General features: G+C 70.9%; 29 protein-coding genes. 22 read left to right on the top strand and 7 right to left on the bottom strand.

Going from position 1 to position 24836, the window contains the following annotated elements; genetic code table 11:
* Window positions 1-31 precede the first annotated feature (31 nt).
* Complete coding sequence (locus N798_RS14500; RefSeq protein WP_035949689.1) at window positions 32-1489, top strand: M20/M25/M40 family metallo-hydrolase; 1458 nt, start codon at window positions 32-34, stop codon at window positions 1487-1489.
* A 71-nt stretch (window positions 1490-1560) separates the two neighbouring features.
* Here the strand turns inward: N798_RS14500 and N798_RS14505 are convergent, their stop codons facing one another.
* The gene (locus N798_RS14505) at window positions 1561-2340 is read right to left on the bottom strand and encodes an ABC transporter permease (RefSeq protein WP_035949691.1); all 780 of its coding nucleotides are present in this window, start codon (window positions 2338-2340) and stop codon (window positions 1561-1563) included.
* Window positions 2337-3050, bottom strand: coding sequence for an ABC transporter ATP-binding protein (locus N798_RS14510; RefSeq protein WP_035949693.1), 714 nt, complete (start codon window positions 3048-3050; stop codon window positions 2337-2339). Before N798_RS14510 ends, N798_RS14505 begins: the two co-directional genes overlap by 4 nt.
* A 34-nt stretch (window positions 3051-3084) precedes the next feature.
* Between N798_RS14510 and N798_RS14515 the strand changes: the two genes are divergently transcribed.
* From N798_RS14515 to N798_RS14580, 13 genes are all read left to right on the top strand, one after another.
* On the top strand, window positions 3085-3762 hold the full coding sequence (locus N798_RS14515) for a phosphatidylserine decarboxylase (RefSeq protein WP_035949696.1): 678 nt from the start codon (window positions 3085-3087) through the stop codon (window positions 3760-3762).
* The gene (gene pssA, locus N798_RS14520) at window positions 3759-4658 is read left to right on the top strand and encodes a CDP-diacylglycerol--serine O-phosphatidyltransferase (RefSeq protein ID WP_052117397.1); all 900 of its coding nucleotides are present in this window, start codon (window positions 3759-3761) and stop codon (window positions 4656-4658) included. The genes N798_RS14515 and pssA overlap by 4 nt, the downstream gene beginning before the upstream one ends.
* Before the next feature lie 173 nt (window positions 4659-4831).
* On the top strand, window positions 4832-5089 hold the full coding sequence (locus tag N798_RS18765) for a response regulator transcription factor (protein WP_035949697.1): 258 nt from the start codon (window positions 4832-4834) through the stop codon (window positions 5087-5089).
* A gap of 396 nt (window positions 5090-5485) precedes the next feature.
* On the top strand, window positions 5486-6223 hold the full coding sequence (locus tag N798_RS14535; protein ID WP_188450334.1) for a helix-turn-helix transcriptional regulator: 738 nt from the start codon (window positions 5486-5488) through the stop codon (window positions 6221-6223).
* Window positions 6220-7638: a Fe-S cluster assembly protein SufB gene (gene sufB / locus N798_RS14540; RefSeq protein ID WP_035949701.1), complete on the top strand. Its 1419-nt coding sequence runs from the start codon at window positions 6220-6222 to the stop codon at window positions 7636-7638. Before N798_RS14535 ends, sufB begins: the two co-directional genes overlap by 4 nt.
* A complete protein-coding gene (gene sufD, locus N798_RS14545; protein WP_035949702.1) occupies window positions 7639-8814 on the top strand; it encodes a Fe-S cluster assembly protein SufD in 1176 nt (391 codons plus the stop codon).
* Window positions 8811-9158 (top strand): non-heme iron oxygenase ferredoxin subunit, encoded by a 348-nt coding sequence (locus N798_RS14550; protein WP_035949704.1) that lies wholly within the window; start codon window positions 8811-8813, stop codon window positions 9156-9158. Before sufD ends, N798_RS14550 begins: the two co-directional genes overlap by 4 nt.
* 9 nt (window positions 9159-9167) lie before the next feature.
* Window positions 9168-9953 carry a Fe-S cluster assembly ATPase SufC gene (gene sufC, locus N798_RS14555; protein WP_035949706.1) on the top strand — a complete coding sequence of 262 codons (786 nt, stop codon included), beginning with the start codon at window positions 9168-9170 and terminating at the stop codon, window positions 9951-9953.
* 11 nt (window positions 9954-9964) lie between these two features.
* Entirely contained in the window at window positions 9965-11254 is a 1290-nt protein-coding gene (locus N798_RS14560) for a cysteine desulfurase (RefSeq protein WP_035949710.1), read from the top strand.
* Window positions 11254-11727: a Fe-S cluster assembly sulfur transfer protein SufU gene (gene sufU / locus N798_RS14565; protein ID WP_035949713.1), complete on the top strand. Its 474-nt coding sequence runs from the start codon at window positions 11254-11256 to the stop codon at window positions 11725-11727. The genes N798_RS14560 and sufU overlap by 1 nt, the downstream gene beginning before the upstream one ends.
* Complete coding sequence (locus N798_RS14570) at window positions 11724-12050, top strand: metal-sulfur cluster assembly factor (protein ID WP_035949715.1); 327 nt, start codon at window positions 11724-11726, stop codon at window positions 12048-12050. The genes sufU and N798_RS14570 overlap by 4 nt, the downstream gene beginning before the upstream one ends.
* Before the next feature lie 4 nt (window positions 12051-12054).
* On the top strand, window positions 12055-12585 hold the full coding sequence (locus N798_RS14575; protein ID WP_035949717.1) for an acVLRF1 family peptidyl-tRNA hydrolase: 531 nt from the start codon (window positions 12055-12057) through the stop codon (window positions 12583-12585).
* A gap of 7 nt (window positions 12586-12592) precedes the next feature.
* Window positions 12593-12952, top strand: coding sequence for a hypothetical protein (locus N798_RS14580; RefSeq protein ID WP_035949719.1), 360 nt, complete (start codon window positions 12593-12595; stop codon window positions 12950-12952).
* Window positions 12953-12960: 8 nt separating this feature from the next.
* Here the strand turns inward: N798_RS14580 and N798_RS17560 are convergent, their stop codons facing one another.
* Both N798_RS17560 and ypfJ read right to left on the bottom strand, forming a co-directional pair.
* Window positions 12961-13386: a cupin domain-containing protein gene (locus tag N798_RS17560; RefSeq protein WP_052117388.1), complete on the bottom strand. Its 426-nt coding sequence runs from the start codon at window positions 13384-13386 to the stop codon at window positions 12961-12963.
* A 4-nt stretch (window positions 13387-13390) separates the two neighbouring features.
* Window positions 13391-14299 (bottom strand): KPN_02809 family neutral zinc metallopeptidase, encoded by a 909-nt coding sequence (gene ypfJ / locus N798_RS14590; RefSeq protein ID WP_035949720.1) that lies wholly within the window; start codon window positions 14297-14299, stop codon window positions 13391-13393.
* 119 nt (window positions 14300-14418) lie between these two features.
* On the opposite strand from ypfJ, the gene N798_RS14595 reads away from it, so the two are divergent.
* The 5 genes from N798_RS14595 to N798_RS17565 all read left to right on the top strand — a co-directional run bounded on the left by N798_RS14595 (window position 14419) and on the right by N798_RS17565 (window position 20830).
* Window positions 14419-16017 (top strand): ABC-F family ATP-binding cassette domain-containing protein, encoded by a 1599-nt coding sequence (locus N798_RS14595; protein ID WP_035949722.1) that lies wholly within the window; start codon window positions 14419-14421, stop codon window positions 16015-16017.
* A 116-nt stretch (window positions 16018-16133) separates the two neighbouring features.
* Window positions 16134-18020 (top strand): ABC transporter ATP-binding protein, encoded by a 1887-nt coding sequence (locus N798_RS14600; RefSeq protein ID WP_035949723.1) that lies wholly within the window; start codon window positions 16134-16136, stop codon window positions 18018-18020.
* Between the two features lie 138 nt (window positions 18021-18158).
* Window positions 18159-18812, top strand: a complete 654-nt coding sequence (locus N798_RS18205; protein WP_156971754.1) for a hypothetical protein — start codon at window positions 18159-18161, stop codon at window positions 18810-18812.
* A gap of 324 nt (window positions 18813-19136) precedes the next feature.
* On the top strand, window positions 19137-20069 hold the full coding sequence (locus N798_RS18895; protein WP_035949727.1) for a hypothetical protein: 933 nt from the start codon (window positions 19137-19139) through the stop codon (window positions 20067-20069).
* Window positions 20070-20206: 137 nt separating this feature from the next.
* Window positions 20207-20830 (top strand): class F sortase, encoded by a 624-nt coding sequence (locus N798_RS17565; RefSeq protein ID WP_052117389.1) that lies wholly within the window; start codon window positions 20207-20209, stop codon window positions 20828-20830.
* A gap of 36 nt (window positions 20831-20866) precedes the next feature.
* On the opposite strand, the gene N798_RS14620 is transcribed toward N798_RS17565, so the two are convergent.
* A complete protein-coding gene (locus tag N798_RS14620) occupies window positions 20867-21652 on the bottom strand; it encodes an SURF1 family cytochrome oxidase biogenesis protein (RefSeq protein WP_035949810.1) in 786 nt (261 codons plus the stop codon).
* Between the two features lie 32 nt (window positions 21653-21684).
* Here N798_RS14620 and moaA point away from each other — a divergent pair, with 32 nt between their 5' ends.
* Window positions 21685-22695 carry a GTP 3',8-cyclase MoaA gene (gene moaA, locus N798_RS14625; RefSeq protein WP_035949729.1) on the top strand — a complete coding sequence of 337 codons (1011 nt, stop codon included), beginning with the start codon at window positions 21685-21687 and terminating at the stop codon, window positions 22693-22695.
* A gap of 10 nt (window positions 22696-22705) precedes the next feature.
* Here the strand turns inward: moaA and N798_RS14630 are convergent, their stop codons facing one another.
* Both N798_RS14630 and N798_RS14635 read right to left on the bottom strand, forming a co-directional pair.
* Window positions 22706-22906, bottom strand: coding sequence for a hypothetical protein (locus tag N798_RS14630; protein ID WP_035949730.1), 201 nt, complete (start codon window positions 22904-22906; stop codon window positions 22706-22708).
* A complete protein-coding gene (locus tag N798_RS14635) occupies window positions 22903-23199 on the bottom strand; it encodes a DUF3099 domain-containing protein (protein ID WP_035949732.1) in 297 nt (98 codons plus the stop codon). The genes N798_RS14630 and N798_RS14635 overlap by 4 nt, the downstream gene beginning before the upstream one ends.
* A 100-nt stretch (window positions 23200-23299) precedes the next feature.
* Between N798_RS14635 and fabG the strand changes: the two genes are divergently transcribed.
* Window positions 23300-24013, top strand: a complete 714-nt coding sequence (gene fabG, locus N798_RS14640; protein ID WP_035949734.1) for a 3-oxoacyl-ACP reductase FabG — start codon at window positions 23300-23302, stop codon at window positions 24011-24013.
* A gap of 38 nt (window positions 24014-24051) precedes the next feature.
* On the top strand, window positions 24052-24810 hold the full coding sequence (gene fabI, locus N798_RS14645) for an enoyl-ACP reductase FabI (protein WP_035949736.1): 759 nt from the start codon (window positions 24052-24054) through the stop codon (window positions 24808-24810).
* Window positions 24811-24836 lie beyond the last annotated feature (26 nt).

The following is a 24836-nucleotide window of genomic DNA, read 5'->3' on the forward strand; positions in this document are numbered from 1 at the left end:
ACGTCGCTGTCCCGACCCCGAAGGACACCTGATGGCGAAGACCACCCTGCTCGGCGTGCACCTGGCGGCGCTCGCGCTCGGCGTCGCCGTGACCGGAGCCGCGACCGCGGCACCGAGCGCGGCCACGACCACCACGACCAGCACGACCACCACCGCCGCGGCCGCCGGCCCGGACCTCTCGGTGACCAACACCCAGGCCCACCTCACCCAGCTCCAGTCGATCGCCAACGCCAACGGCGGCAACCGCGGCACCGGCCGTCCCGGCTACGCCGCGTCGGTCAGCTGGGTCAAGGGCAAGCTCGACGCGGCGGGCTGGACGACGACGGTCCAGAGCTTCTCGACGTCGTCCGGCACCTCCTCGAACCTCATCGCGGAGTGGCCGGCGGGTGACCCCAACCATGTCGTCATGCTCGGCGGCCACCTCGACAGCGTCGCCAACGGTGCCGGCATCAACGACAACGGCTCCGGCAGCGCCGGCGTCCTCGAGGCTGCCCTTGCGTATGCCGCGAGCGGCCAGACCGCGAAGAACCGGGTGCGCGTGGCGTTCTGGGGAGCCGAGGAGCTCGGGCTGCTCGGCTCGAAGCACTACATGAGCACGCTGCCCACGGCCGACAAGGACAGGATCGAGGCCTACCTCAACGTCGACATGATCGGCTCGCCCAACCCGGGCTACTTCGTCTACAACGACAACCCGGCCGGCAACGGCGCGCGCGACGAGCTCACGAGCTGGTACGCGTCCAAGGGGATCCCGTGGGAGTACATCGACGTGCAGGGTCGCAGCGACCACGCCGCCTTCCGCTCCTACGGCATCCCCACGGCCGGCATCTTCAGCGGTGCCGAGTCGCTCAAGACGTCGAGCCAGGCGCAGAAGTGGGGCGGCACCGCGGGGCGGGCGTTCGACCCGTGCTACCACTCCTCGTGCGACACGACGTCGAACATCAACGTCACCGCGCTCGACCGTGGCGTCGACGTCATCGGCCACATGCTGTGGCTGTATGCCGCGAAGGACTTCGGCACGGCGCCGCAGCCGGGTGGCAACCTGCTCCAGAACCCGGGCTTCGAGTCAGGTGCGGTGAGCTGGACCGGCACCGCTGGGCCGATCACGAACAACAGCGGTCGCCCGGCGCGCACCGGCACGTGGAAGGCCTGGCTCGGCGGCAACGGCTCGACGTCGACCGAGACGGTGCAGCAGTCGGTCGCCATCCCGTCGACGGCGACCTCGGCGACCCTGTCGTTCTGGCTCCGCTCGGACACGGCAGAGACCGGGAGCACGGTCTACGACACGATGCGCGTCCAGGTCGTCGACGGCTCGACGACCTCCACGCTGGCGACGTACTCCAACGTCGGGACGAGCACGACCTGGAGCCAGAAGACGTTCGACGTCACGGCATACAGGGGCAAGACGGCCACGGTGAGGTTCCTCCTCAGCGAGGACTCCTCGCTGCAGACGTCCTTCGTCGTCGACGACACCTCGCTCGCCACGAGCTGAGGCCACGAACGGCGATGGGCCGGCACACCTCCGGGTGCCGGCCCATCGTCCTGCCCGGGGGCGGTGCGGAGTCAGTCGGACCAGCGGAACCAGCGCGCCGCAGCCGCGCCCGAGCCGACCGTCCACGCAGCGAGCACGAGCCACTGGGTCAGCGGCCACCCGCCCTCGACGAGCGAGAGGCGCAGGCCGTCGCCCAGGGCTCCGGAGGGCAGCAGCCTCGCGAGCGACGTGAGGGCGTCGGGCAGGCGGTCGGTCGGGAGGAGGACACCGAGTCCGAGGAGGAGGACCCACACGAGGTTCGCGAGCGCGAGCACGCCCTCGGCGCGCACGGTGCCGGCGAGCAGCATGGCAAGGGCAAGGAATGCCGCCGCCCCGAGGACGACCGTGACGACCGCGGGGACCACGCCGACGAGCTCCGGTCGCCACCCGAGGAAGGCGGCCATCGACCCGAGGGCGACGACCTGGAGCGTGATGACCGCGCCGACGGCTCCGAGCTTGCCGACGAGGAGCCCCTCGCGTCCGAGCGGGCTCACCCCGAGGAAGCGCAGGACGCCGTGCCGCCGGTCGAAGCCGGTGGCGATGGCCTGTCCGGTGAACGCGGTCGAGACGACGGCGAGGGCGAGGACACCCGCGGTCGCGAGGTCGATGCGACGGCCGGGTCCGAGGTCGGGCACGTCGGTGAGCGAGAGCGCGAGCAGGGCCAGGGCGGGCAGGACGAGGGCCACGAGGAGCTGCTCGCCGTGACGGAGGATCGTCGCGGTCTCGAAGGCGGCCTGCGCGAGCCAGCGCCGCCCGGCGGAGGCGGGCGCGGCCGGACCGGTGGGACGCGCCGGGCTCGGCCGGGCGGTCACCGGCGGCCACCCGAGGTGAGGGCGAAGTAGCGCTCCTCGAGCGGACGGCCGTCACGCACCTCGTCGAGCGAGCCCTCGGCGACGACCCGACCGCGGCTCATGATGACGACGTGGTCGGCCAGCCGCTCGGCCTCCTCGAACGAGTGCGTCGTGACGACGACGGCCGCCTCGCCGGCGGTCTCGCGGACGAGGTCCCAGACCTCGAGGCGCGCGTGCGGGTCCAGTCCTGCGGTCGGCTCGTCGAGGAAGGCGACCTCGGGGCGTCCGACGAGGGCGGCGGCGAGCGCCACCCGCTGGCGCTCGCCCCCCGAGAGCCGGCGGATCGACCGGTCGGCGACGCGACCGAGGTCGAGGCGCTCGACGAGCCCGGCGACGTCGGCGGGGGAGGCGTGGAGCCGGGCGACGTGGTCGAGCAGCCGCCGGGCGCTCGTCGTCACCGGGAGCCCGCCGTCCTGGAGCATGACCCCGACGCGCGCCCGGTGCTCGGCGGGTGCGCGCCACGGGTCCGACCCGAGCACCCGGGCCGTGCCGGCAGTCGGTCGCTGCAGGCCCTCGAGGCACTCCATCGTCGTCGTCTTGCCGGCGCCGTTGGGTCCGAGGACCGCCGTCACCGCGCCCGACCGGGCGCTCCAGCTCGCGTCGTCGACGGCGCGCACCGCGCCGATGTCGCGGCGCAGACCGACGACCTCGACTGCAGACACGGCGCACATCCTAGGCTGGGGCTCTCCCGACCCAAGGAGTCCCATGGTCACCATCGACCGCGAGGCCGCCCCGGCCACCGCCGTCGCTGCCGTTCCCGCCCTCGTCGCCGCGCTTGCGGGACGCCGTGGGACCGCACTCGCCCTCGCGGCCCTCCCGGCCGCGGTCGCGCTCTTCTTCCGTGACCCCGACCGGACCCCCGACCGCCCCGTGGCGGGCGCCCCCGACGACGTCGACTCGGTCCTCTCGCCCGCGGACGGCAAGGTCATGTATGCCGGCCCCGGCCAGGAGGGCGTCGCCCCGGAGGGGGAGTGGCAGCAGGTGAGCATCTTCCTGTCCGCGTTCGACGTGCACATCAACCGCGCCCCCTACGGCGGCCGGCTCCGTGAGGTGACCTACCGGCCCGGGAAGTGGCTCGCGGCATACAGCCACGAGAGCGCCCACCTCAACGAGCGCACCGACCTCGTCGTCGACCGTGAGGTCGACGGCGTGACGCGCACCGTCCACTTCCGCCAGATCGTCGGCCTCATGGCCCGGCGGGTCGTCACGCGGGTCGCCGCGGGCGACGAGATCGCGACCGGCCAGCGGATCGGACTCATGAAGTTCGGGTCGCGGATGGACGTCTTCGTCCCCACCGACGCCGAGCTGCTCGTCGAGGCAGGTGCCCGCGTCGTCGCCGGTGAGACGGTCATCGCCCGATGGCCCTCCGGTCCACGGGCATGAGCGACGACGGCTCAGGGCGCAAGCGGCGCTTCGACCGCTGGCGCCTCGTCTCGCCGACCGGTGCCGAGGTCGTCTCGCTGCGCCAGCTGAGCAAGCGTGAGCGGCTGCGGGTCACCGCGCCGACGATCTTCACGATCATCAACATGATGGCCGGCCTGTCCTCGGTCCTGCTCGCCTTCCGCGGCCAGTTCACCGTGGCGGCGATCCTCATCGCGGTGTCGATCATCATGGACATCGCCGACGGTGGCGTCGCTCGACTCGTCGGCGCCACGTCCCCCTTCGGTCTGCAGATGGACTCGCTGGCCGACCTCATCGCGTTCGGCTTCGCCCCGGCGGTGCTCGTGCACACGTGGGCGCTGCCGGACTACCCCGTCCTCTCCTGGCTCGCCGCCTTCTTCTGGCTGGCGTGTGCGGCGTTCCGGCTCGCGCGGTTCAACGTCACGGTCGACCCGACGGCCGACAAGCGCTACTTCGTCGGCCTCCCCAGCCCGGCGGCGGCGTCCGTCGTCATGGCGACGATCTTCGCCCTCAACCAGCCGGACGCCGGGGGCTACGACACCTCGCTCATCGTCCCCGTGCTCGTGAGCTTCGTCCCGGCGGTGCTCATGGTGACGTCGATCCGGTTCCGGTCCTTCCGCAACCTGCTCGCACCGTCGACCCCCCAGGCCTGGGTCGTCACGGGCGTCGTCGTCGTCGCCGTCGTCGTCGGTCTCGTCCTGAACCCGGGACTGACGGGGCTCGTCATCGCCTACGGCTACGTCCTCCAGGCTCCGCTGGGGGTGCTCACCGCCCCGATCCGGGAGCGCCTCTTCGGGAGCGACGCGGTCGCACCGCGGCGCCAGCGGATGCCTTCGGTCTTCCTCCCCGACACCGACACCGGCGACGACCCCGTCTGAGCGCTGCGTCGCCGTCGGTCAGTGGTGGGTCGGCTCCAGAAGGGTCCGCATCACCCCCAACGACCACGGGAGTGGACAGAGCGACTGATCCGAGCTCGGTTCCGGGAGCAGAATCGAGGGGTGGAGACCCAGCCCACGCCACTGGGCGACGAGCACATGGTGACCTTCACCCCGTGCTCGTTCGGCCGCATGTTCTCGCCGGACTGCTCGCGGGTGAGACCTACGCCCAGATCGCCGCACGCCTCTTCATCACCGACAAGACCGTGAGCACCCATGTGTCGCACGTGCTGCGCAAGACCGGCACGTCGAGCCGGGTCGAGCTCGCCGACTTCGTGAGGCGCGGGCAGGACGGCAGGTCCGGCGCCGAGGGTGGCGCGGCGACGACCGGGCCGACATCTCAGGGGGTCGGGGAGGCCTTCTCAGGGGAGTAGCCGGATGTGGGTGGGCAGGACCCAACCGCACGGTGGAGGTGCTCGACCACTCACCTCCGGAGGACTCCCATGAATGTCCGCACTTCGGTTGCCGGTCGTGTGACGACGGTGCTCTGCACCGCGACCACCGCCCTCCTCCCGCTCTGCTCGGCCGCACAGCACAGTGCCGCTCACGACGACGGGTCACCTCGCGCCATCGTCCGGTCCGTCGACGCCCTGACGCCGCGATGTCCCCTCGCTCGGGTTGGCGAGACCTACGTCCGGTGTGACGACCTCACCGAGAACGGGGTCCGCGCCTCCTCGCGTGTGCCGGGGTGATGGGCTCAGGCAGACGTGGCGCACACTAAGGCTCACCTTTGTTTCCCTCTGTCACGGCATTTACGTAACATTGTCGTTGTGAATATCCCGGTCGGCACCGTGGTGCCCCACACGCTCGAGTCGCGCACGCGCGACCGGGTGCTGCGGGTCATCGGGGAGCGCGGCCCGGTGACGGCCACCGCGCTGGCCGACGAGCTGGGGCTCACGGTCCCGGCAGTGCGCCGCCACCTCGACAACCTCGGCGAGTCGCGCCTCATCGAGGAGCGCGAGGCGACGAGCTCGACGAGCCGCGGTCGCGGTCGTCCCGCGCGGGCCTACGTCCTCAGCGAGGGCGGCCACCAGTCGCTCGACTCCGACTACGACCACCTCGCCACCGAGGCGCTCCGGTTCCTCTCGACCGAGGCGGGTGATGACGCGGTCCGCCGCTTCGCCGAGTCCCGCGTCGGTTCCCTCGAGGAGCGGTATGCCGTCGAGCTGGCCGCCGCCGGGCCCGACACCGAGGCGCGGGTCCAGGCCCTCGTCGCCGCGCTGACGCGCGACGGCTTCGCCGCCTCCGCCCGCCCCGTCGGTGACCCCAAGGCCACCGCAAGAGGCAGCGCGACCGGGCTGTCCGGCATACAGCTGTGCCAGGGGCACTGCCCCGTCCAGCACGTCGCCCGGGAATTTCCCCAGTTCTGTGACGCTGAAACCGACGCGTTCTCGCGGCTGCTCGGCGTCCACGTCCAACGTCTCGCCACCCTGGCGCAGGGCGATCACGTGTGCACGACGTTCGTCCCCACCAAGCCTGAGCCTTCAACAGAAAGGTCTTCGCGATGAGCACCATCGAGGAGCTGAACCCGGGTCTGAAGGACCTGGGCCGCTACGAGTACGGCTGGGCCGACAGCGACAGCGCCGGCTCGACCGCCCGCCGTGGGCTCAACGAGGAGGTCGTCCTCGACATCTCGCGGCGCAAGAACGAGCCGCAGTGGATGGAGGACCTGCGCCTGAAGTCGCTGCGCCTCTTCGGCAAGAAGCCGATGCCGACGTGGGGGAGCGACCTCACCGGCATCGACTTCCAGAACATCAAGTACTTCGTGAAGTCGACCGAGAAGCAGGCCACCTCCTGGGAGGACCTGCCCGAGGACATCAAGGCGACCTACGACCGGCTGGGCATCCCCGAGGCCGAGAAGCAGCGTCTCGTCGCCGGTGTCGCCGCGCAGTACGAGTCCGAGGTCGTCTACCACCAGATCCGCGAGGACCTGGAGGAGAAGGGCGTCATCTTCGTCGACACCGACACGGGCCTGCGCGAGCACGAGGACCTCTTCCGCGAGTACTTCGCGTCGGTCATCCCGGCCGGTGACAACAAGTTCGCCTCGCTCAACACCGCCGTGTGGTCGGGTGGCTCGTTCATCTACGTCCCGCCGGGCGTCCACGTCGACATCCCGCTCCAGGCCTACTTCCGGATCAACACCGAGAACATGGGCCAGTTCGAGCGGACGCTCATCATCGCCGACGAGGGCTCCTACGTGCACTACGTCGAGGGCTGCACCGCGCCGATCTACCAGTCTGACTCGCTGCACTCCGCCGTCGTCGAGATCGTCGTCAAGAAGAACGCCCGCGTGCGCTACACGACGATCCAGAACTGGTCCAACAACGTCTACAACCTCGTCACCAAGCGCGCGACCTGCGCCGAGGGCGCGACGATGGAGTGGATCGACGGCAACATCGGCTCCAAGGTGACGATGAAGTACCCCGCCGTCTTCCTCATGGGCGAGCACGCCAAGGGCGAGACGCTCTCCGTCGCCTTCGCCGGCGAGGGCCAGCACCAGGACGCCGGCTCCAAGATGGTCCACGCCGCCCCCAACACGAGCTCGACGATCGTCTCGAAGTCGGTCGCGCGTGGCGGTGGCCGCACGTCCTACCGCGGCCTCGTCCAAATCATGGAGGGCGCGCACGGCTCGAGGTCGAGCGTCGTCTGCGACGCGCTGCTCGTCGACACGATCAGCCGCTCCGACACCTACCCCTACGTCGACATCCGCGAGGACGACGTGACGATGGGCCACGAGGCCACGGTCTCCAAGGTGTCCGAGGACCAGATGTTCTACCTCATGTCCCGAGGCATGTCCGAGACCGAGGCGATGGCGATGATCGTGCGCGGCTTCGTCGAGCCGATCGCCAAGGAGCTCCCGATGGAGTACGCCCTCGAGCTCAACCGCCTCATCGAGCTCCAGATGGAAGGAGCAGTTGGCTAAATGAGCCTTCTGGCCCAGAAGAACCCCGCAGCGGAGGCGCACACCGACTCCGCCGCCGCCTTCGTTCCCGACCAGTCCCGCGCCGAGCGGACGACCTCGTATGCCGTGTCGGACTTCCCGGTCCCGTCCGGCCGCGAGGAGGAGTGGCGCTTCACCCCCGTCGACCGCCTCCAGTCGCTCTTCCGCGACGAGGCGACCGGCGCGTGCCTCGAGTGGACCGAGACGCTGCCCGACGGCGTGACCCTCTCGACGATGTCCCTGCAGGACTGGCAGGCGAGTGGTGCTCCCGCCCCGGCGGACCGCGCCGCCGTCGTCGCCGCGGCCCACAGCGGGGGCGTCGGCCTCGTCGACATCCCGGCCGAGGCCGAGCTCGCCGAGCCGGTTCGGATCCGGCTCACCGGTGCCGAGCGCCAAGTCGTCCACGGCCACCTCATGGTGCGCGTCGGCCGCTTCGCCCGCGCCACCGTGATCCTCGAGCACGCCGGCCTCTCCGACTACAGCGAGATGCTCACCGTGCTCGCCGGTGACGGCTCCGAGGTCACGCTCGTCACCGTGCAGGAGTGGGACGACGAGAGCCTCCACCTCGGCCAGCACGACGTCGTCGTCGGTCGCGACGCCAAGGTCCGCCACATCGCGGTGACCCTCGGCGGCGGCATCGTCCGGCTCAACACCAACGCCTCGTATGCCGGTCCCGGCGGCTCCTTCGAGGGTCTCGGCGTCTACTTCGCCGACGCCGGCCAGCACCAGGAGCACCGCCTCTTCGTCGACCACGAGGCGCCGCACTGCCACTCGAACGTCGAGTACAAGGGCGCTCTCCAGGGCGAGACGGCCCACACGGTCTGGGTCGGCGACGTCCTCATCCGCGCTGCTGCGGAGGGCACCGACACCTACGAGCTCAACCGCAACCTCATCCTCACCGACGGCGCCCGCGCCGACTCCGTGCCCAACCTCGAGATCGAGACCGGCGAGATCGCCGGCGCGGGTCACGCCTCGGCCACGGGTCGCTTCGACGACCAGCAGCTCTTCTACCTGCAGGCGCGTGGCATCGACGAGGACACCGCCCGTCGCCTCGTCGTGCGCGGCTTCTTCGCCTCGATCGTCGGCCGCATCGGTGTCCCCGAGGTCGAGGAGCACCTCATGGAGGCCATCGGCCGCGAGCTGGAGGGCGCCGCGTGAGCGAGGTTCAGGAGACCGCCGCCGACTTCGTGCGCGTCTGCGCGCTCGACGAGCTCCCGACCGTTGGGGCGGCGGCAGCCGACATCGGCGGCCGGGTCGTCTCGATCGTGCGGACCGCGGACGGCGACGTCCACGCGGTCGACGACACGTGCACGCACGCCAACGTGTCCCTGTCCGAGGGCGAGCTCGACGGCTGCACCCTCGAGTGCTGGCTGCACGGGTCGCGGTTCGACCTGCGCACCGGCGACCCGTCCGGCCCGCCGGCCACCACCCCCATCGCCGTCCACACCGTCAAGATCGAGGGTGACGACGTCTACGTCGCCCTGAACGACAACAAGAACTGAGAACTCACCATGAGCACCCTTGAGATCAAGGACCTTCACGTCACCGTCGACACCGAGCAGGGCACCAAGGAGATCCTCCGCGGCGTCACGCTCACCATCAACTCCGGTGAGACCCACGCGATCATGGGCCCTAACGGGTCGGGCAAGTCCACCCTCGCCTACTCGATCGCCGGCCACCCCAAGTACACGGTCACGAGCGGCACCGTCACCCTCGACGGCGAGGACGTCCTCGAGATGAGCGTCGACGAGCGCGCCCGCGCCGGCGTCTTCCTCGCGATGCAGTACCCCGTCGAGGTCCCCGGCGTCACGGTGAGCAACTTCCTGCGCACCGCCAAGACCGCCGTCGACGGCGAGGCCCCCAAGCTGCGCACCTGGGTCAAGGACGTCAAGCAGGCGATGAGCGACCTCCGCATGGACCCCGCGTTCGCGGAGCGCGGCGTCAACGAGGGCTTCTCCGGCGGAGAGAAGAAGCGCCACGAGATCCTCCAGATGGAGCTGCTCAAGCCGAAGATCGCCGTCCTCGACGAGACCGACTCCGGCCTCGACGTCGACGCGCTGCGCGTCGTCTCCGAGGGCGTCAACCGGGCCAAGGAGTCCACCGGCGCCGGCGTCCTCCTCATCACGCACTACACGCGGATCCTGCGCTACATCAAGCCCGACTTCGTCCACGTCTTCGTCGATGGCCGGATCGCCGAGGAGGGTGGCCCCGAGCTGGCCGACCGCCTCGAGGCCGAGGGCTACGACCGGTTCCTGCCCGGCGCCGCCCCGGCCGACGCGACCCCCGCGAACGCCTGATCGGACATGACATGACAGCGCAGCCGTTCACCACCGAGGAGGTCGCCCGGATCCGGGCCGACTTCCCGATCCTCGCGCGCACCGTGCGCGACGGTGCGCCGCTCGTCTACCTCGACTCCGGCGCGACCTCGCACAAGCCGGTCGCCGTCCTCGACGCCGAGCGCGACTTCTACGAGCGCCTCAACTCGGCGCCGCACCGCGGGGCGCACGCGCTCTCGGAGGAGGCCACGGCGGCATACGAGGGGGCTCGCGAGCGGATCGCGGCCTTCATCGGCGCCCAGGCCCAGGACGTCGTCTTCACCAAGAACGCGACGGAGGCGCTCAACCTCGCCGCCTACGCGTTCTCCAACAGCCCGCACCCCGGCATCCCCGGGAGCGAGCGGTTCGCGCTCGGAGAGGGCGACGAGGTGCTCGTCACCGAGATGGAGCACCACGCCAACCTCGTGCCGTGGCAGGAGCTGTGCCGCCGCACCGGTGCGACCCTGCGCTGGGTCCCCGTCACCGACGAGGGCCGGCTCGACCTGTCGGGGCTCGACGAGCTGCTCACCGAGCGGACCAGGGTCGTCGCGTTCGTCCACGCGTCCAACGTCCTCGGCACGGTCAACCCGGCCGCCGAGATCGTCGCGCGCGCCCGTGAGGTCGGCGCCCTCGTCGTCCTCGACGCGTGCCAGTCGGTGCCGCACCTCGGCGTCGACGTCACCGAGCTCGACGTCGACCTCCTCGCCTTCTCGGGCCACAAGATGTTCGGCCCGAGCGGCATCGGCGTGCTCTGGGGCCGTCGTGAGCTGCTCGAGGCGATGCCGCCGTTCCTCACCGGTGGGTCGATGATCGAGACCGTGCGGATGGAGGGCAGCACCTACGCCCCGCCGCCGCAGCGCTTCGAGGCCGGTGTGCCGATGACCGCGCAGGCCATCGGCCTCGCCGCCGCCGTCGACTACATCGACGGCATCGGCGGAGTCGACCGCATCCACGCCCACGAGCTCGCCCTCACCGAGCGGCTGCTCGCAGGTCTCGCGGCCCGGCCGTGGGTCACCGTCGTCGGCCCGTCCGACCTCGAGTCGCGAGGCGGCACGGTCGCGTTCGTCGTCGACGGCGTGCACGCGCACGACGTCGGTCAGGTCCTCGACGGCTCGGGCGTCGCCGTCCGCGTCGGCCACCACTGCGCCTGGCCGCTCCACCGCCGCTTCAAGGTGGCGGCGACGACGCGGGCGAGCTTCGCGGCATACAACACGGTCGACGAGGTCGACGCGCTCCTCGAGGCGCTCGACCGCGTGCCGCAGATCTTCGGGATGGCCGGCTGATGGACCTCTACCAGGAGCTCATCCTCGAGCACAGCAAGCGACCCCAGCACGCGGGCCTGCGCGACCCGTTCGAGGCCGAGGTGCACCACGTCAACCCGACGTGCGGCGACGAGGTGACGATGCGGGTCCACGTCGAGGACACCCCCGAGGGCCCCGTCGTCCGCGACGTGTCCTACGACGCCCTCGGCTGCTCGATCAGCATGGCGTCGACGTCGATCCTCGCCGAGGAGACCATCGGCCACCCGCTCGCCGAGGCGCTGCAGACCTACGAGGCCATGAAGGCCATGCTCACCTCCAAGGGTGAGGACCCCGGCGACGAGGAGGTCATCGGCGACGGCGTCGCCCTGGCCGGCGTCGCCAGGTACCCCGCACGGGTCAAGTGCGCCCTCCTCGGATGGATGGCGTTCACCGATGCGTTGCACCAGAGTGGTCGCGAGACGACCGCGCCCGAGACCGAGGAAGGAACGTCATGAGCGAGACCACCGCACCGGCCAACGTGGCCGACGTCGAGGAGGCCATGCGCGACGTCGTCGACCCCGAGCTGGGCATCAACGTCGTCGACCTCGGCCTCGTCTACGGCATCACCGTCGACGGCCAGAACCACGCCGTCATCGACATGACCCTGACGTCGGCGGCCTGCCCGCTCACGGACGTCATCGAGGACCAGACCGCGCAGTCCCTCGAGGGCCTCGTGTCGTCCTACCGCGTCAACTGGGTCTGGATGCCGCCGTGGGGCCCCGACAAGATCACCGACGACGGTCGCGAGCAGCTGCGCGCCCTCGGCTTCAACATCTGACGCCTTGACGCGAGTCGTCGAGGTCGCGCCCGAGCGGTATGCCGCGTGGCGCGAGCGCTTCGACACCGCCAACCCCGACGGCCCCCAGCGGGTCGTCGGGGTCTCGCGTCTGCAGGCCCGTCACCTCGCCGTCGTGCTCGTCAGGCGCGGTGGGTATGCCGTGGCGCACGTCGACGGGACGGCTCTCGTCGCGCACAAGGTCGGCACCCGCCACGTGCAGTCGCGCACGGCCGCCGGCGGGTGGTCGCAGCAGCGGTTCGCCCGGCGACGCGGGAACCAGGCCGACGAGCTGGTGCGAGCGGTCGTGGAGCACACCCTGAGAGTCGTGCCGGACGGCATACCGGAGGCCCTGGTCGTGGGGGGAGACAGGGCGCTCGTGCGCGAGGTCCTGGCCGACCCGCGGCTGGCGTGGCTGCGGACGCTGCCGCGCAGGGAGTTCCACGACATCGGCGACCCGCGACGCGCGGTGCTCGACGACGTCGTGCGTCGGGCGGTCGCGGTTCAGGTCACCATCGACGACGGCCCGGCGACATGATGGGGGCATGGCCTCCTACACCGTGAACCGCAAGGCGGTGCGCCACTGCCGAGACCTCATCGGGGCGGGCAAGGTCGTGCTCGACAGCGACTGGGGAAGGGTGCAGCCCGACGCGGACACGCAGAACGCCTTCCTCGAGGAGCACGACTGGCCCGACTACGCCGCCTGGCACCTCGGGCTCACCGAGGGGGCCAACGACGAGACCAAGGCGCGGCACGCGTTCGTCTTCGGCGACTTCGACAAGGTGCACCGCAGCGCGCTCATCGCCTGCGTCTACCGCGCCTCGGAGTGGCGGCACAAGAAGGTCGAGCTCGCCGCGCACCGGCTCCTCCAGGAGCTCGACAAGAAGTACCCCGTGGGGGAGTAGACAGGCGCTCAGCGGCGTGGCGAGCCGAGCCGCAGCTCGTTGCGGAAGCGCCAGAGCACACCCAGCTTGGCCAGCGGGCCCGGCCTCCTCGCCATCGTGCGGAAGAGCTCCTCGGTCCGCTCGGCCGGCCTGACCGTCCATGAGGCGCGGCACGGGTCGGAGCCGGCGTTCCACATGCGGTGCGCCGTGCGAGGTGGGATGTCGAGCGCGTCACCGGCGGCCAGGACCCGTTGGTCGCCGTCGAGGACGACCGTGAGCTCGCCCTCGAGCACGTCGAAGTGCTCGTGCTGGGTCGGGTGCCAGTGGGTCGGGGGAGGGGTGCCCGGCTGCCACACGCACTCGAGCTCGAGCGCATCGGGGGTGGAGGAGAGGACGGTGAGGGTCTGCCGCGGGCCGAGGCGGATCGTGCGGTGGGCGTCCGCCGGCTCGGTCATGGCCTTAGCTGACGCGGTCGACGTTGAAGGTGTTGCACTGGTTGAGGTCGCCGGTCTTGTAGCCCTGGAGGAACCAGCGCTGGCGGGCCTCAGCGCTGCCGTGGGTCCACGACTCGGGATTGACCTGTCCCTGGGTCTTCTCCTGGATCCGGTCGTCTCCGACGGCGGCCGCGGCCGACAGCGCGCTCTTGATGTCGGTCTCGGTGAGCTGCTTGAGGTAGGGCTTGCCGCTGGGGCCGTTGGTCGTCGAGGCGCTCTTGGCCCAGACCCCTGCGAGGCAGTCGGCCATGAGCTCGATCCGGACGCCGCCGCTGTTGGGGCCCTGCGGGTCCTGCTGCGCGCGCCCGAGGAGACCGAGCTGGTCCTGGAGGGCGTGGCCGTACTCGTGGGCGACGACGTACTCCTGAGCGAGGGCGCCCTCGTCGGCGCCGAACTGCTCACTGAGGATCGAGAAGAAGTCGGCGTCGATGTAGACCTTCTGGTCGAGCGGGCAGTAGAAGGGCCCGACCTGGTTGCTCGCCGTGCCGCACCGCGACTGGGTCGAACCGGTGTAGAGGACGGTCTTCGTCGGCTGCCACTGCTTCTGGTAGCGAGGGAGCTCCTCGGTCCAGAACGCCTGCACCGAGTTGACCGTGCCGATGACCCGGCACTGGACATCGGCGTTGGCGTCGGCGCCGGTCTTGCACTTCTCGAAGTCCTCGCCGCTGGCCGAGGTGCCGTCGACCTGCTGGTCGCTGCTGCCGCCGCCTCCACCGGTGGGGAGGTCCGAAGGGTTGATGCCGAAGATCAGGGCGATGATGAGCATGATGATCCCGCCGATCCCACCTCCGACGACGACGCCTCCGGGTGCGCCGCCACCGCCTCCCGACTCCACCTGCGAGGTGTCGAGACCGACGTCGTCGTTGAAGCTCATCCAGGCCTCCCAGCTGTGGCGTTTTCCGTGCGGAGCACGGCGCCACCTAGACTAAACGGCGAAGGGCCCGCGGTGGGTGAGCGGAGTGCCCTCATCCACCACCCCGACGAAGGACTCCTGTGCTCACTGCTGCCTCCATCGAGCTGCGCGCCGGGTCCCGTCTCCTCGTCGACGGCGCGACCTTCCGCGTCGCCGCGGGTGACCGGATCGGCCTCGTGGGACGCAACGGCGCGGGCAAGACCACCCTCACCAAGGTGCTCGCCGGCGTCGGGCAGCCGGCTGCGGGGAGCGTGACGAGCACCGGAGAGGTGGGCTACCTCCCGCAGGACCCGCGCACCGGTGACCTCCACGTCACCGCCCGCGACCGCATCCTCTCCGCGCGGGGGCTCGACCGCATCGTGCGCGAGCTGCGTGCCGCCGAGAAGGCCATGGGCGAGGAGAGCGGCGAGCGGCTCGAGCGTGCGATGCGCCGCTATGCGCGACTCGACGCCGAGTTCCAGGCCGCAGGAGGCTATGCCGCGGAGTCCGAGGCCGCGTCGATCGCATCTGCTCTCTCGCTCGAGGAGCGTCATCTCGAGCAGACCCTCGAGACCCTCTCGGGTGGCCAGCGCCGCCGCATCGAGCTGTCGCGCATCCTCTTCTCGGGGGCCGAGACCCTGCTCCTCGACGAGCCGACCAACCACCTCGACGCCGACTCGATCGTCTGGCTGCGAGAGCACCTCAGGAGCTACAAGGGCGGGCTCATCGTCATCTCGCACGACGTCGACCTGCTCGACGCCGTCGTCAACAAGGTCTTCCACCTCGACGCCAACCGCGCCGAGCTCGACATCTACAACCTCGGCTGGAAGGCCTACCTCCAGCAGCGCGAGACCGACGAGCGCCGGCGCAAGCGCGAGCGGCTCAACGCCGAGAAGAAGGCCTCGGTCCTCATGGCGCAGGCCGACAAGATGCGCGCCAAGGCGACGAAGACCGTCGCCGCGCAGAACATGGCGAGGCGCGCCGAGCGGCTGCTCTCCGGCCTGGAGGGAGAGCGGGTGCAGGACCGCGTGGCCAAGCTGCGCTTCCCCGACCCGTCGCCGTGCGGGCGCACGCCGCTGCGAGCCAGCAGTCTCTCGCGGTCCTACGGCTCGCTCGAGATCTTCACCGACGTCGACCTCGCCATCGACCGCGGCTCGCGGGTCGTCGTCCTCGGACTCAACGGCGCGGGCAAGACCACGCTGCTGCGCATGCTTGCCGGCGTCGACGCCCCGGACACCGGCCAGGTCGAGCCCGGGCACGGCCTCAAGATCGGCTACTACGCCCAGGAGCACGAGAACCTCGACGTCGACCGCACCGTCCTCGACAACATGAAGTCGGCCGCGCCAGACCTCGGCGAGACCGAGGTCCGCAAGGTGCTCGGGTCCTTCCTTTTCAGCGGCGACGACGTCGACAAGCCGGCCGGGGTGCTCTCCGGTGGCGAGAAGACGCGGCTCTCGCTCGCGCTGCTCGTCGTGTCGTCGGCCAACGTCCTCCTCCTCGACGAGCCGACCAACAACCTCGACCCGGCCTCGCGCGAGGAGATCCTCGGTGCGCTCCGCACCTACAAGGGCGCCGTCGTCCTCGTGACGCACGACGAGGGGGCCGTCGACGCACTCGAGCCGGAGCGCATCCTGCTCCTGCCAGACGGGGTCGAGGACCTCTGGGGACCGGACTACAAGGACCTTGTCACCCTGGCCTGAGAGGCTTGGGCCGAGTGTCGGAGGAATCCGCCGCGAGCCGTCGCGGTTTGACCTCACGTGCACCTGAGGATCGAGGATCGACACATGGGACGAGCTGACACCTCGGCGGTCGTGGCATGAGCATGGCCGGCTGGCAGGCGATCCACAGCCTGAGCAAGGACGCGAGCGTGCGCTCCAAGGAGCTCGCGCCGGGCACCGCCCGACGCGTCCTGTCCTACGCACGCCCCTACCGCGGGCTCATCGCCGGCTTCCTCGCCCTGGTCGTCGTCGACGCGATGCTCGTCGTCGCCACGCCGCTGCTCCTCAAGAGCCTCATCGACGACGGCATCTATCCCAAGGACTCCGGCCTCGTCGTCCGTCTCTCCGTCCTCGTCGGCGTCATCGCCGTCGTCGGAGCGGGGGTGACGCTCGTGTCGCGCTGGCTGTCGGCGCGGATCGGTGAGGGGCTCATCGTCGACCTGCGCACCCAGGTCTTCGGGCACGTCATGCGCCAGCCGATCGCGTTCTTCACCCGTGCCCAGACCGGTGCTCTCGTGTCACGCCTCAACAACGACGTCATCGGCGCCCAGCAGGCGTTCACGTCGGTCCTGTCGAGCGTCGTGAGCAACGCCGTGTCGCTCGCGCTCATCATCGGCGCGATGCTCGTCCTCTCGTGGCAGCTCACCCTCGCCTCGCTCGTCCTCGTGCCTCTCTTCCTCCTGCCGGCACGGAGGATGGGCCGGCGCCTCGCAGGCCTCGCCCACGAGCAGATGGGCCTCAACGCCGACCTCGGCACGCGCATGACCGAGCGCTTCAACGTCGCCGGCGCGCTGCTGGTCAAGATCTACGGCAACCCGGACGTCGAGGACAGCCAGTACGCCGACCGTGCCTCGCGGGTGCGCGACATCGGCGTCCGGATCGCGGTCAACAGGTCGGTGTTCTTCGTCGGGCTCACCCTGGTGGCGGCGCTGGCCACCGCGGTCGTCTACGGCTTCGGCGGGCTCATGGCGGTCGACGGCGCTCTCACCGTCGGCACCCTCCTGGCCCTCACCGCGCTGCTCGCCCGTCTCTACGGCCCGTTGACGACGATCTCGAACGCCCGGGTCGACGTGATGACAGCCCTCGTGTCATTCGAGCGCGTCTTCGAGGTGCTCGACCTCGAGCCGCTCGTCGCCGAGGCGCCCGGGGCCACGCCGGTCCCCGCGGGCCCGGTGCGCGTCGACCTCGACCACGTCGGTTTCGCCTACCCCCCGGCCGACGAGATCTCCCTCAGCTCCCTCGAGGCGACCGCGACCGGTGACCGAGAGGCCGGATCCGTCGTCCTCCACGACATCGACGCCACGATCGAGCCCGGGCAGCTCGTCGCCCTCGTCGGGCCGAGTGGCGCCGGCAAGTCGACGCTCACCTCGCTCGTCGCACGCCTCTACGACCCCACGAGCGGAGCCGTGCGCATCAACGGCGCCGACCTGCGCAGCGTGACGCTCGAGTCGCTGCGCGACGCGGTGAGCGTCGTGACCCAGGAGGCGCACCTCTTCCACGACACCATCCGAGCCAACCTCCTGTATGCCGCACCGTCGGCCACCGATGAGGAGCTCGAGGCGGCCCTGCGGGCCGCCCGCGTGTGGACCCTCGTGGAACGCCTGCCCGCGGGGCTGGACACCGTCGTCGGCGACCGGGGTCACCGCCTCAGCGGGGGAGAGAAGCAGCGCATCGCCATCGCCCGGCTGCTCCTCAGGGGGCCGCGGCTCGTCGTGCTCGACGAGGCGACCGCCCACCTCGACAGCGAGAGCGAGGTCGCCGTGCAGCGCGCCCTCGACGCGGCGCTCGAGGGACGGACCGCACTCGTCATCGCCCACCGCCTCTCGACCGTGCGTCACGCCGACGTCATCCTCGTCCTCGACGCCGGGCGGATCGTCGAACGTGGAACCCATGCGCAGCTGCTCGCCCGGGGTGGCCTCTACAGCGACCTCTACACCACCCAGTTTGCCGATGACACCCAGGTCAGCCCGCGGGTGGGCACGTAGTCAGCCCGGGGCGCCGGCGGGGATCCTTCCGGGTGAACTTCACGCACATCGCTCTCAACCGGTCGCGCGGCGGCGAACCATGAGTCCTGGGGGTGGTGCGGCTTGCACGACTCCACAGGACTTCCTTGGAGGACGCACATGTCACGTCAGAGCTTTCGTCGACTCGCAGGGGCAGCGTTCGGACTCGCGGTGATCGGCGGGTCGGGAGTGGCGTTCGCGGGGGCGGCCCACGCAGACCCCAACCCGAACGTCACCATCTGCCACGCGACGGGCAACCCGGACAAGTGGGTCGTGCTCACGATCGACGCCGCAGCGATCACCCAGCAGGGTCACGACACCCACCAGGACGACCGGGACGTCATCCCGCCCTTCGAGTACGTCGCCGAGAACACCGAGGAGACGGTGAGCTTCCCGGGCCAGAACTGGGACGACAACTGGGAGACGAACGGCGAGGGCGTGGCCGTCGGAACGGTGACCCAGGCTGACTGCCAGGTGGAGACGTCCACTCCCACGCCGACCCCGACGCCGACGGTCACCGTGACGCCGACGCCGACGGTCACCGTGACGCCGACGCCGACGGTCACCGTGACGCCGACGCCGACGCCGAGCGTCACCGTGACGCCCACGCCCAGCGTGCCCGTGACGCCCACCCCGAGCGGCCCGGTCGTCGAGACCGACCTCGTGGAGCAGGGTGGGTCCGCATCCGCCCTCCTCGGCGGAGGCGCTGCCCTCGTCCTTGCCGGTGCGGGAGCCGCCGCGGCGGTCCTCCGCCGCAGGGGTAGCCACGCCTGACACCCCGGCGCTCCGCCTGCGAGAGCTGGTGGCCATCACGTCCGGCGCGCTCTCCTCACCCGGTCTCGTCCGGGGAGGAGGGTGCGCCGGCTTCGGTCCTTTGCGTCGTCGTCGCCGACGCGATCGGCCCTCGGGCTCGGGGCCTCACGCCGACAGCGCCGCGGGCATAGTTCCTTCAGGCGGTCGGGATGGTCCTCCTGAGATCAATGACTAGTCCCTTGTAGGCAAGCTCGGTCAATCTCCCCCAGTGGTTACTGATGGGTCATCAGCATGGGTGCGGTGCACCGCCTGCACCTCACCTGACACCCGAGGGGACCACCACACATGACTCACGACGACGCACGGACGATCACCAGCACGGCCCTCGGGCTGGCTCTGGTCGGGGGTGTCGCCGCCTCCATCGCCCTGGCCTCAGTCGCGCAGGCGGATCCGCAGCCCAAGGTGACGATCTGTCACGCCACGGGAGCCGAGGACCACTGGGTCGTCATCACCGTCGACGCCGCGTCGATCCTCGACGGCAACGGGCAGGCGGGAAGCGGGCGCAACGTCATCCCGCCGTTCGTGCACACCGACAACAATGGTGGGAACCCGGTGTCGTACCCGGGCCTCAACTGGCAGGACAACTGGGAGGTCGACGCCCATGGGGCGGCCACCGGTTCCGTGAGCTCCGATGACTGCGTCGCGGGTGAATTCATGTCCGAGCCCTCCGCCACGCCGTCGCACACGCAGACCCCGACGCCGACGGCCACGCAGACCTCCACTCCCAGCCCGGAGGTCACCCCGACGGTCGAGCCCGGCCCCACCGAGACGAACGACCCCGACGACTCGGCGACGCCGACGCCGACGCCCACCCCCGACGTCACCGAGACGGCCACGGCGCCGGAGGTCACGGTGACGCCGACGCCCACTCCGGACGTCACCGAGACGACCACGGCGCCGGAGGTCACGGTGACGCTGACGCCCACCCCGGACGTCACCGAGACGACCACGGCTCCGGAGGTCACGGCGACGCCGACGCCCACCCCGGACGTCACCGAGACGACCGCACCGACCCCTGGCGTCACCACGACGCCCTCCGTGCCGGCACCCACCACCACGGTCGGTGGCGGCACCGCGGTGCAGCCCTCCGGGCCCGTCGTCGAGACCGACGTGGTGTCCGGCCCCGACTCGTCCCTCCTCGGGGCCGGCTCGGCCCTCCTCGTCCTGGGTGCCGGCGCCGTCCTGGCGGGCACGCGACGAGGTCGGCAGCACCCCTGATGTCCGGGCGCCCTCTGACCATCGGGGGCGTCGCCGCTCTGGTGGTGGGCGGACTCCTCCTCGCCCTCGGGCTCGGCCCGGGGCGAGGAGGAGCGGAACCAGTCGGGGCCTCCTCGACGAGCCGCGGGGCATTGGACGTGGCCTGGGGGGTCGCCCCTCCGCAGATCCTGCCGAGCACGCAGGACCCGAGCGCCGACAGCTACTTCGACGGCACGGCGCAGACAGCGGGTTCGGGCAACACGGGTCGGGCAAAAGCCTCGTCGTCCCGCGGTGGTGCCTCGCCGAGCGGGGCAGCACCCACCCCGCCGGCACGCCACGTGTCGGGTGTGCGACTCGAGGTTCCCTCGATCGGTCTGGACCTCGACGTGCACGGTGGGGGAGTGAGTTCCTCGGGCCGGGTGGTGCCGCCCGTGGGGCGGGCGACCTGGGTACGCGGCTTCGGCCGGGTCGCCCCCGGCGGCGTCGGCACGGCGGTCGTTGCCGGCCACGTCTCTGCCCATGGCAGGCGCGACGTCTTCGCCGACCTGTCGTCGGTGCGTGTCGGGCACGAGCTCGTCGTGCGCTCCGGCTCCGTGGTGAGGATCTATGCGGTGACGCGGGTGAGTGTCGTCGACAAGGCGAAGCTCACCAGTGACGCCGAGGTCTGGGGCCCGAACGGCTCGCATCGCCGGCTCGTCCTCATCACCTGCGACGACGACCTCGGCTACCGCGAGGACGGTCACAGGGTGGCGAACTACGCCGTCGTGGCCGAGGCGATCTGATCCCCACGCCGCCCCGCCGGCGACGGGGAGGGCTGGCTAGTAGTCCTCCTCGTCCCAGATGCGGACCTTCTTGGGCTTGGCGGGCCGACCGGGGATCTCCTCTCGAAGCTCTCGCCGGATCCCCAGCCAGATGAGCAGCAGCCCGACCGGCATCGACAGCCACCACTGGAACGCATAGGCCTGGTGCGGGCCGAGACTCCGGTCCGGGCGCTCGAGCGGCTGCGGCCGGGCCGGTGTCGAACCGTCCGCAGCGCGCTCGGTGTCGAGGACGAGGTAGCCGTCGAGGACCTCCCGCCCCCACGCCCTCTCGACGTCGGGTCGGCTGATGCTCGCGACCTGCCCCTCGGGAAGGGTCTTGCGCTGGGTGGTCTCCAACGGACGCACCCACCCCACGACGGAGACCTCACCGGCAGGCGCCTCCGGCACGACCGGCCGGACCGATGCGCCGCGTTCGGAGTTGGGGACCCACCCGCGGTCGACGACCACGGTGCGTCCGTCGGCGAGCACGAGGGGAGCGAGGACCTCGTAGCCGAAGACATTGTTGTTGGGCCGGTTGCGGACGAGGACCTGCGCACCGTCGTAACGACCCTCGGCGCTCACGCGGGTCCAGTCGTCCTTCGCCCGGTCGACCGGGTCGTCGTCGAGCACCGTCGTGGCGGGGACGGGGTCCGCCCGGTAGTGGGCGTCGAGGAGCGCGTTGCGCTCGACCTTGAACTCGTGCCGGCCGTACTGCCAGTGGCCCAGCTGGTAGGCGCCGAATGCATACAGCGCGGCGAGTGCCAGCGCCCCCAGCCAACGAGGGGTGAGCAGGCGCCGTAACACGCGCGTCACGCTACCCGGCATACGCTGAGGGCATGTCCGCCGCCCCGCACACCGCACGTCTCGCGGACCGCCACGGTCGGGTCGCGCGCGACCTGCGCGTCTCGGTGACCGACCGGTGCAACCTTCGTTGCCGCTACTGCATGCCCGCCGAGGGACTGCCGTGGCTCGCCAAGCCCGAGATGCTCACCGACGACGAGCTCGTCCGGCTCGTCGGGATCTTCGTCGGACTCGGCGTCGAGCAGGTGCGACTGACCGGGGGCGAGCCGTTGCTCCGCCGCTCGCTCGTCGACCTCGTCGGGCGGATCGCGGCCCTGGATCCGCGCCCGCGCATCGCGATGACGACGAACGGCGTGGGCCTCGACCGCCTCGCCGCGCCCCTCGCGGCGGCCGGTCTCGACAGGGTCAACGTCAGCCTCGACACGGTCGACCCCGCCGAGTTCGCGGCCCTCACCCGCCGCGACCGGCTGGCGGACGTCGAGGCCGGGCTCGAGGCGGCACGCGAGGCCGGTCTCACCCCCGTCAAAGTCAACGCCGTCGCGATGCGGGGAGTCAACGACACCTCGGTGGCCGACCTGCTCGCCTGGTGCCTCGAGCGCGGCTACGAGCTGCGGTTCATCGAGCAGATGCCGCTCGACGCGCAGCACGGGTGGGACGCCTCGACGATGATCTCGTCGGACGAGATCCGCGAGCGGCTCTCGGAGAGGTTCGTCATCACCCCGCTGCCCGCCGCCGAGCGGGGGAGCGCCCCGGCCGAGCGGTTCCTCGTCGACGGTGGACCCGCGACGGTCGGCATCGTCGCCAGCGTCACGGCGCCCTTCTGCGGTGCCTGCGACCGGACCCGGCTCACGGCCGACGGGCAGGTGCGCAACTGCCTCTTCTCGCAGCGCGAGACCGACCTGCGCGGGCCGATGCGCGAGGGCGTGAGCGACGCCGAGCTCGCCGACCTCATCACCGGTGAGATGTGGCGCAAGGCCAAGGGGCACGGGATCGGTAGCGAGGACTTCGTCCAGCCGCTGCGGCCCATGAGTGCGATCGGCGGCTAACCCGAGGACGTCAGCCGGCGTCGGCGGGGATCTCGTCGACCGGCACGTTCTCGCGGAGGAAGCCGCGCAGCGAGAGGAAGTCGCCGAGGGTGACGCAGTGCTCGTCGCACGCGAGCCACACCTTGCGCCGCTCCGGCGTGTGCAGGCGGGGGTTGTTCCACAGGAGGGCCCATGTCGCCTCGAGACGGCACCCCTTGGCGCTGCAGGTCACCGGTCGATCTGGCGTCGGTGCGGGTCCTGCGGGGTGACCCGTGCGAGCCGGCCGGCCGCCCGGGGTGAGCGCGCGTTGGCGAAGACGACCGCGACGTAGGGCAGGACGACTGCCAGCGCGACCGACGTCCAGCGCACCCATCCGGAGGTGAGGAAGGCGAGCACGAAGCAGCCGGTGCGGATGGCCATGGTCACGAGGTACTGCCTCATCCGGGCGTTGAGGTCGTCGGCTGCCTTGCGCGGCGCAGTCGTGACGGACTGGACGCTCGGGTCGGATCGGCGGGCCGTGCTCACGAACTCACTGTACGTCGGCTTCCTGAACGACTCCTGAGCCACGGACGCACCGCCGAGGCGATGCGGGCTACCCATGGGTAGTCCACTAGCGTCGGGCGCCATGAGCCACGCACGCAACGTCCTTGTGACCGGGGGCAACCGAGGGATCGGTCTGGCGATCGCCAAGGCCTTCGCCGACGCCGGGGACGAGGTCATCGTCACGAGCCGCAACGGGCAGGCGCCCGACGGGCTGCAGGCCGTGACCTGCGATGTCACCGACACGGCCTCGGTGGACGCGGCCTTCACCGCCGCGGAGGAGATCTTCGGCGGTCCGGTGCAGGTGCTCGTCGCCAACGCGGGCATCACCAAGGACGGTCTGCTCATGCGGATGAGCGACGAGGACTTCGACGCCGTCATCGACACCAACCTCGCCGGGACCTTCCGGTGCGTGCGCCGGGCGAGCACCGGCATGATCAAGGCCCGCGGCGGCCGGATCATCCTCATCTCCAGCGTCGTCGGTCTCTACGGCGGTCCGGGCCAGGCCAACTACGCCGCGAGCAAGGCCGCGCTCGTCGGTCTCGCCCGATCGGTCACCCGTGAGCTCGGCGGTCGCGGGATCACGGCCAACGTCGTCGCGCCCGGCTTCATCGAGACCGACATGACCGCCGCGCTGCCGGCGGAGACGCAGAAGACCTACAAGGCCGGCATACCGGCTGGACGCTTCGCGCAGGCGAGCGAGGTCGCAGCGGTCGTCCGCTTCCTGGCGTCCGACGACGCGGCCTACGTCAGCGGGGCCGTGATCCCCGTCGACGGCGGCCTCGGCATGGGCCACTGACCACCTCCACCCCCACCTCACCCAGGAGAACGACACCGATGCTGCTCGAGGGCAAGAAGCTGCTCATCACGGGAGTCCTCATGGACTCCTCGATCGCCTTCCACGTCGCCAAGCTGGCGCAGGAGCAGGGAGCCGAGGTCGTGCTCACGTCCTTCGGGCGGACGATGAAGATCACGTCGACCATCGCCAAGCGGCTGCCGACGACGCCGCCGGTGGTCGAGCTCGACGTCACCGACACCGAGCACCTCGACACCCTTGCCGAGCGCCTGCGCGAGCACGTCGACGGGCTCGACGGTGTGCTGCACTCGATCGGCTTCGCGCCGCAGGGCGCCTTCAACTTCCTCGAGGGGACCTTCGAGGACGTGTCGACGGCGATGCACGCATCGGCCTACTCGCTCAAGTCGCTCGCCGTCGCCGCGCTGCCGCTCATGTCGCCCGGCTCGTCGGTGGTCGGCCTGACGTTCGACGCGAAGTTCGCCTGGCCCGTCTACGACTGGATGGGTGTGGCCAAGGCCGCCTTCGAATCCACCAACCGCTACCTCGCTCGCGACCTCGGTCCCAAGGGCGTGCGCTGCAACCTCGTCGCTGCCGGGCCGATCCGGACCACGGCCGCGAAGTCGATCCCGGGGTTCCAGACCTTCGAGGACTCGTGGGACGAGCGGGCACCGCTGGGCTGGGACGTCAACGACGCCGTGCCGGCGGCGAAGGCGTGCGCCGCCCTGTTGTCCGACTGGTTCCCCGCGACGACGGGCGAGATCGTCCACGTCGACGGTGGCGTCCACGCGATGGGCATCTGAGTCCGGGAGGACAACTAGGCTCGCCG

The organism is Knoellia flava TL1 (genome assembly GCF_000768675.1).
GTDB classification, from domain to species: Bacteria; Actinomycetota; Actinomycetes; order Actinomycetales; family Dermatophilaceae; genus Knoellia; species Knoellia flava.

Bases quoted from the DNA above. Each gene is read 5' to 3' on its own strand.
- N798_RS14500 (WP_035949689.1), top strand. From the start codon at position 32: ATGGCGAAGACCACCCTGCTCGGCGTGCACCTGGCGGCGCTCGCGCTC.
- N798_RS14510 (WP_035949693.1), bottom strand. From the start codon at position 3,050: ATGTGCGCCGTGTCTGCAGTCGAGGTCGTCGGTCTGCGCCGCGACATC.
- N798_RS14515 (WP_035949696.1), top strand. From the start codon at position 3,085: ATGGTCACCATCGACCGCGAGGCCGCCCCGGCCACCGCCGTCGCTGCC.
- pssA (WP_052117397.1), top strand. From the start codon at position 3,759: ATGAGCGACGACGGCTCAGGGCGCAAGCGGCGCTTCGACCGCTGGCGC.
- sufB (WP_035949701.1), top strand. From the start codon at position 6,220: ATGAGCACCATCGAGGAGCTGAACCCGGGTCTGAAGGACCTGGGCCGC.
- sufD (WP_035949702.1), top strand. From the start codon at position 7,639: ATGAGCCTTCTGGCCCAGAAGAACCCCGCAGCGGAGGCGCACACCGAC.
- sufC (WP_035949706.1), top strand. From the start codon at position 9,168: ATGAGCACCCTTGAGATCAAGGACCTTCACGTCACCGTCGACACCGAG.
- N798_RS14560 (WP_035949710.1), top strand. From the start codon at position 9,965: ATGACAGCGCAGCCGTTCACCACCGAGGAGGTCGCCCGGATCCGGGCC.
- sufU (WP_035949713.1), top strand. From the start codon at position 11,254: ATGGACCTCTACCAGGAGCTCATCCTCGAGCACAGCAAGCGACCCCAG.
- N798_RS14570 (WP_035949715.1), top strand. From the start codon at position 11,724: ATGAGCGAGACCACCGCACCGGCCAACGTGGCCGACGTCGAGGAGGCC.
- N798_RS14580 (WP_035949719.1), top strand. From the start codon at position 12,593: ATGGCCTCCTACACCGTGAACCGCAAGGCGGTGCGCCACTGCCGAGAC.
- N798_RS17560 (WP_052117388.1), bottom strand. From the start codon at position 13,386: ATGACCGAGCCGGCGGACGCCCACCGCACGATCCGCCTCGGCCCGCGG.
- ypfJ (WP_035949720.1), bottom strand. From the start codon at position 14,299: ATGAGCTTCAACGACGACGTCGGTCTCGACACCTCGCAGGTGGAGTCG.
- N798_RS14600 (WP_035949723.1), top strand. From the start codon at position 16,134: ATGAGCATGGCCGGCTGGCAGGCGATCCACAGCCTGAGCAAGGACGCG.
- N798_RS18205 (WP_156971754.1), top strand. From the start codon at position 18,159: ATGTCACGTCAGAGCTTTCGTCGACTCGCAGGGGCAGCGTTCGGACTC.
- N798_RS18895 (WP_035949727.1), top strand. From the start codon at position 19,137: ATGACTCACGACGACGCACGGACGATCACCAGCACGGCCCTCGGGCTG.
- moaA (WP_035949729.1), top strand. From the start codon at position 21,685: ATGTCCGCCGCCCCGCACACCGCACGTCTCGCGGACCGCCACGGTCGG.
- fabG (WP_035949734.1), top strand. From the start codon at position 23,300: ATGAGCCACGCACGCAACGTCCTTGTGACCGGGGGCAACCGAGGGATC.
- fabI (WP_035949736.1), top strand. From the start codon at position 24,052: ATGCTGCTCGAGGGCAAGAAGCTGCTCATCACGGGAGTCCTCATGGAC.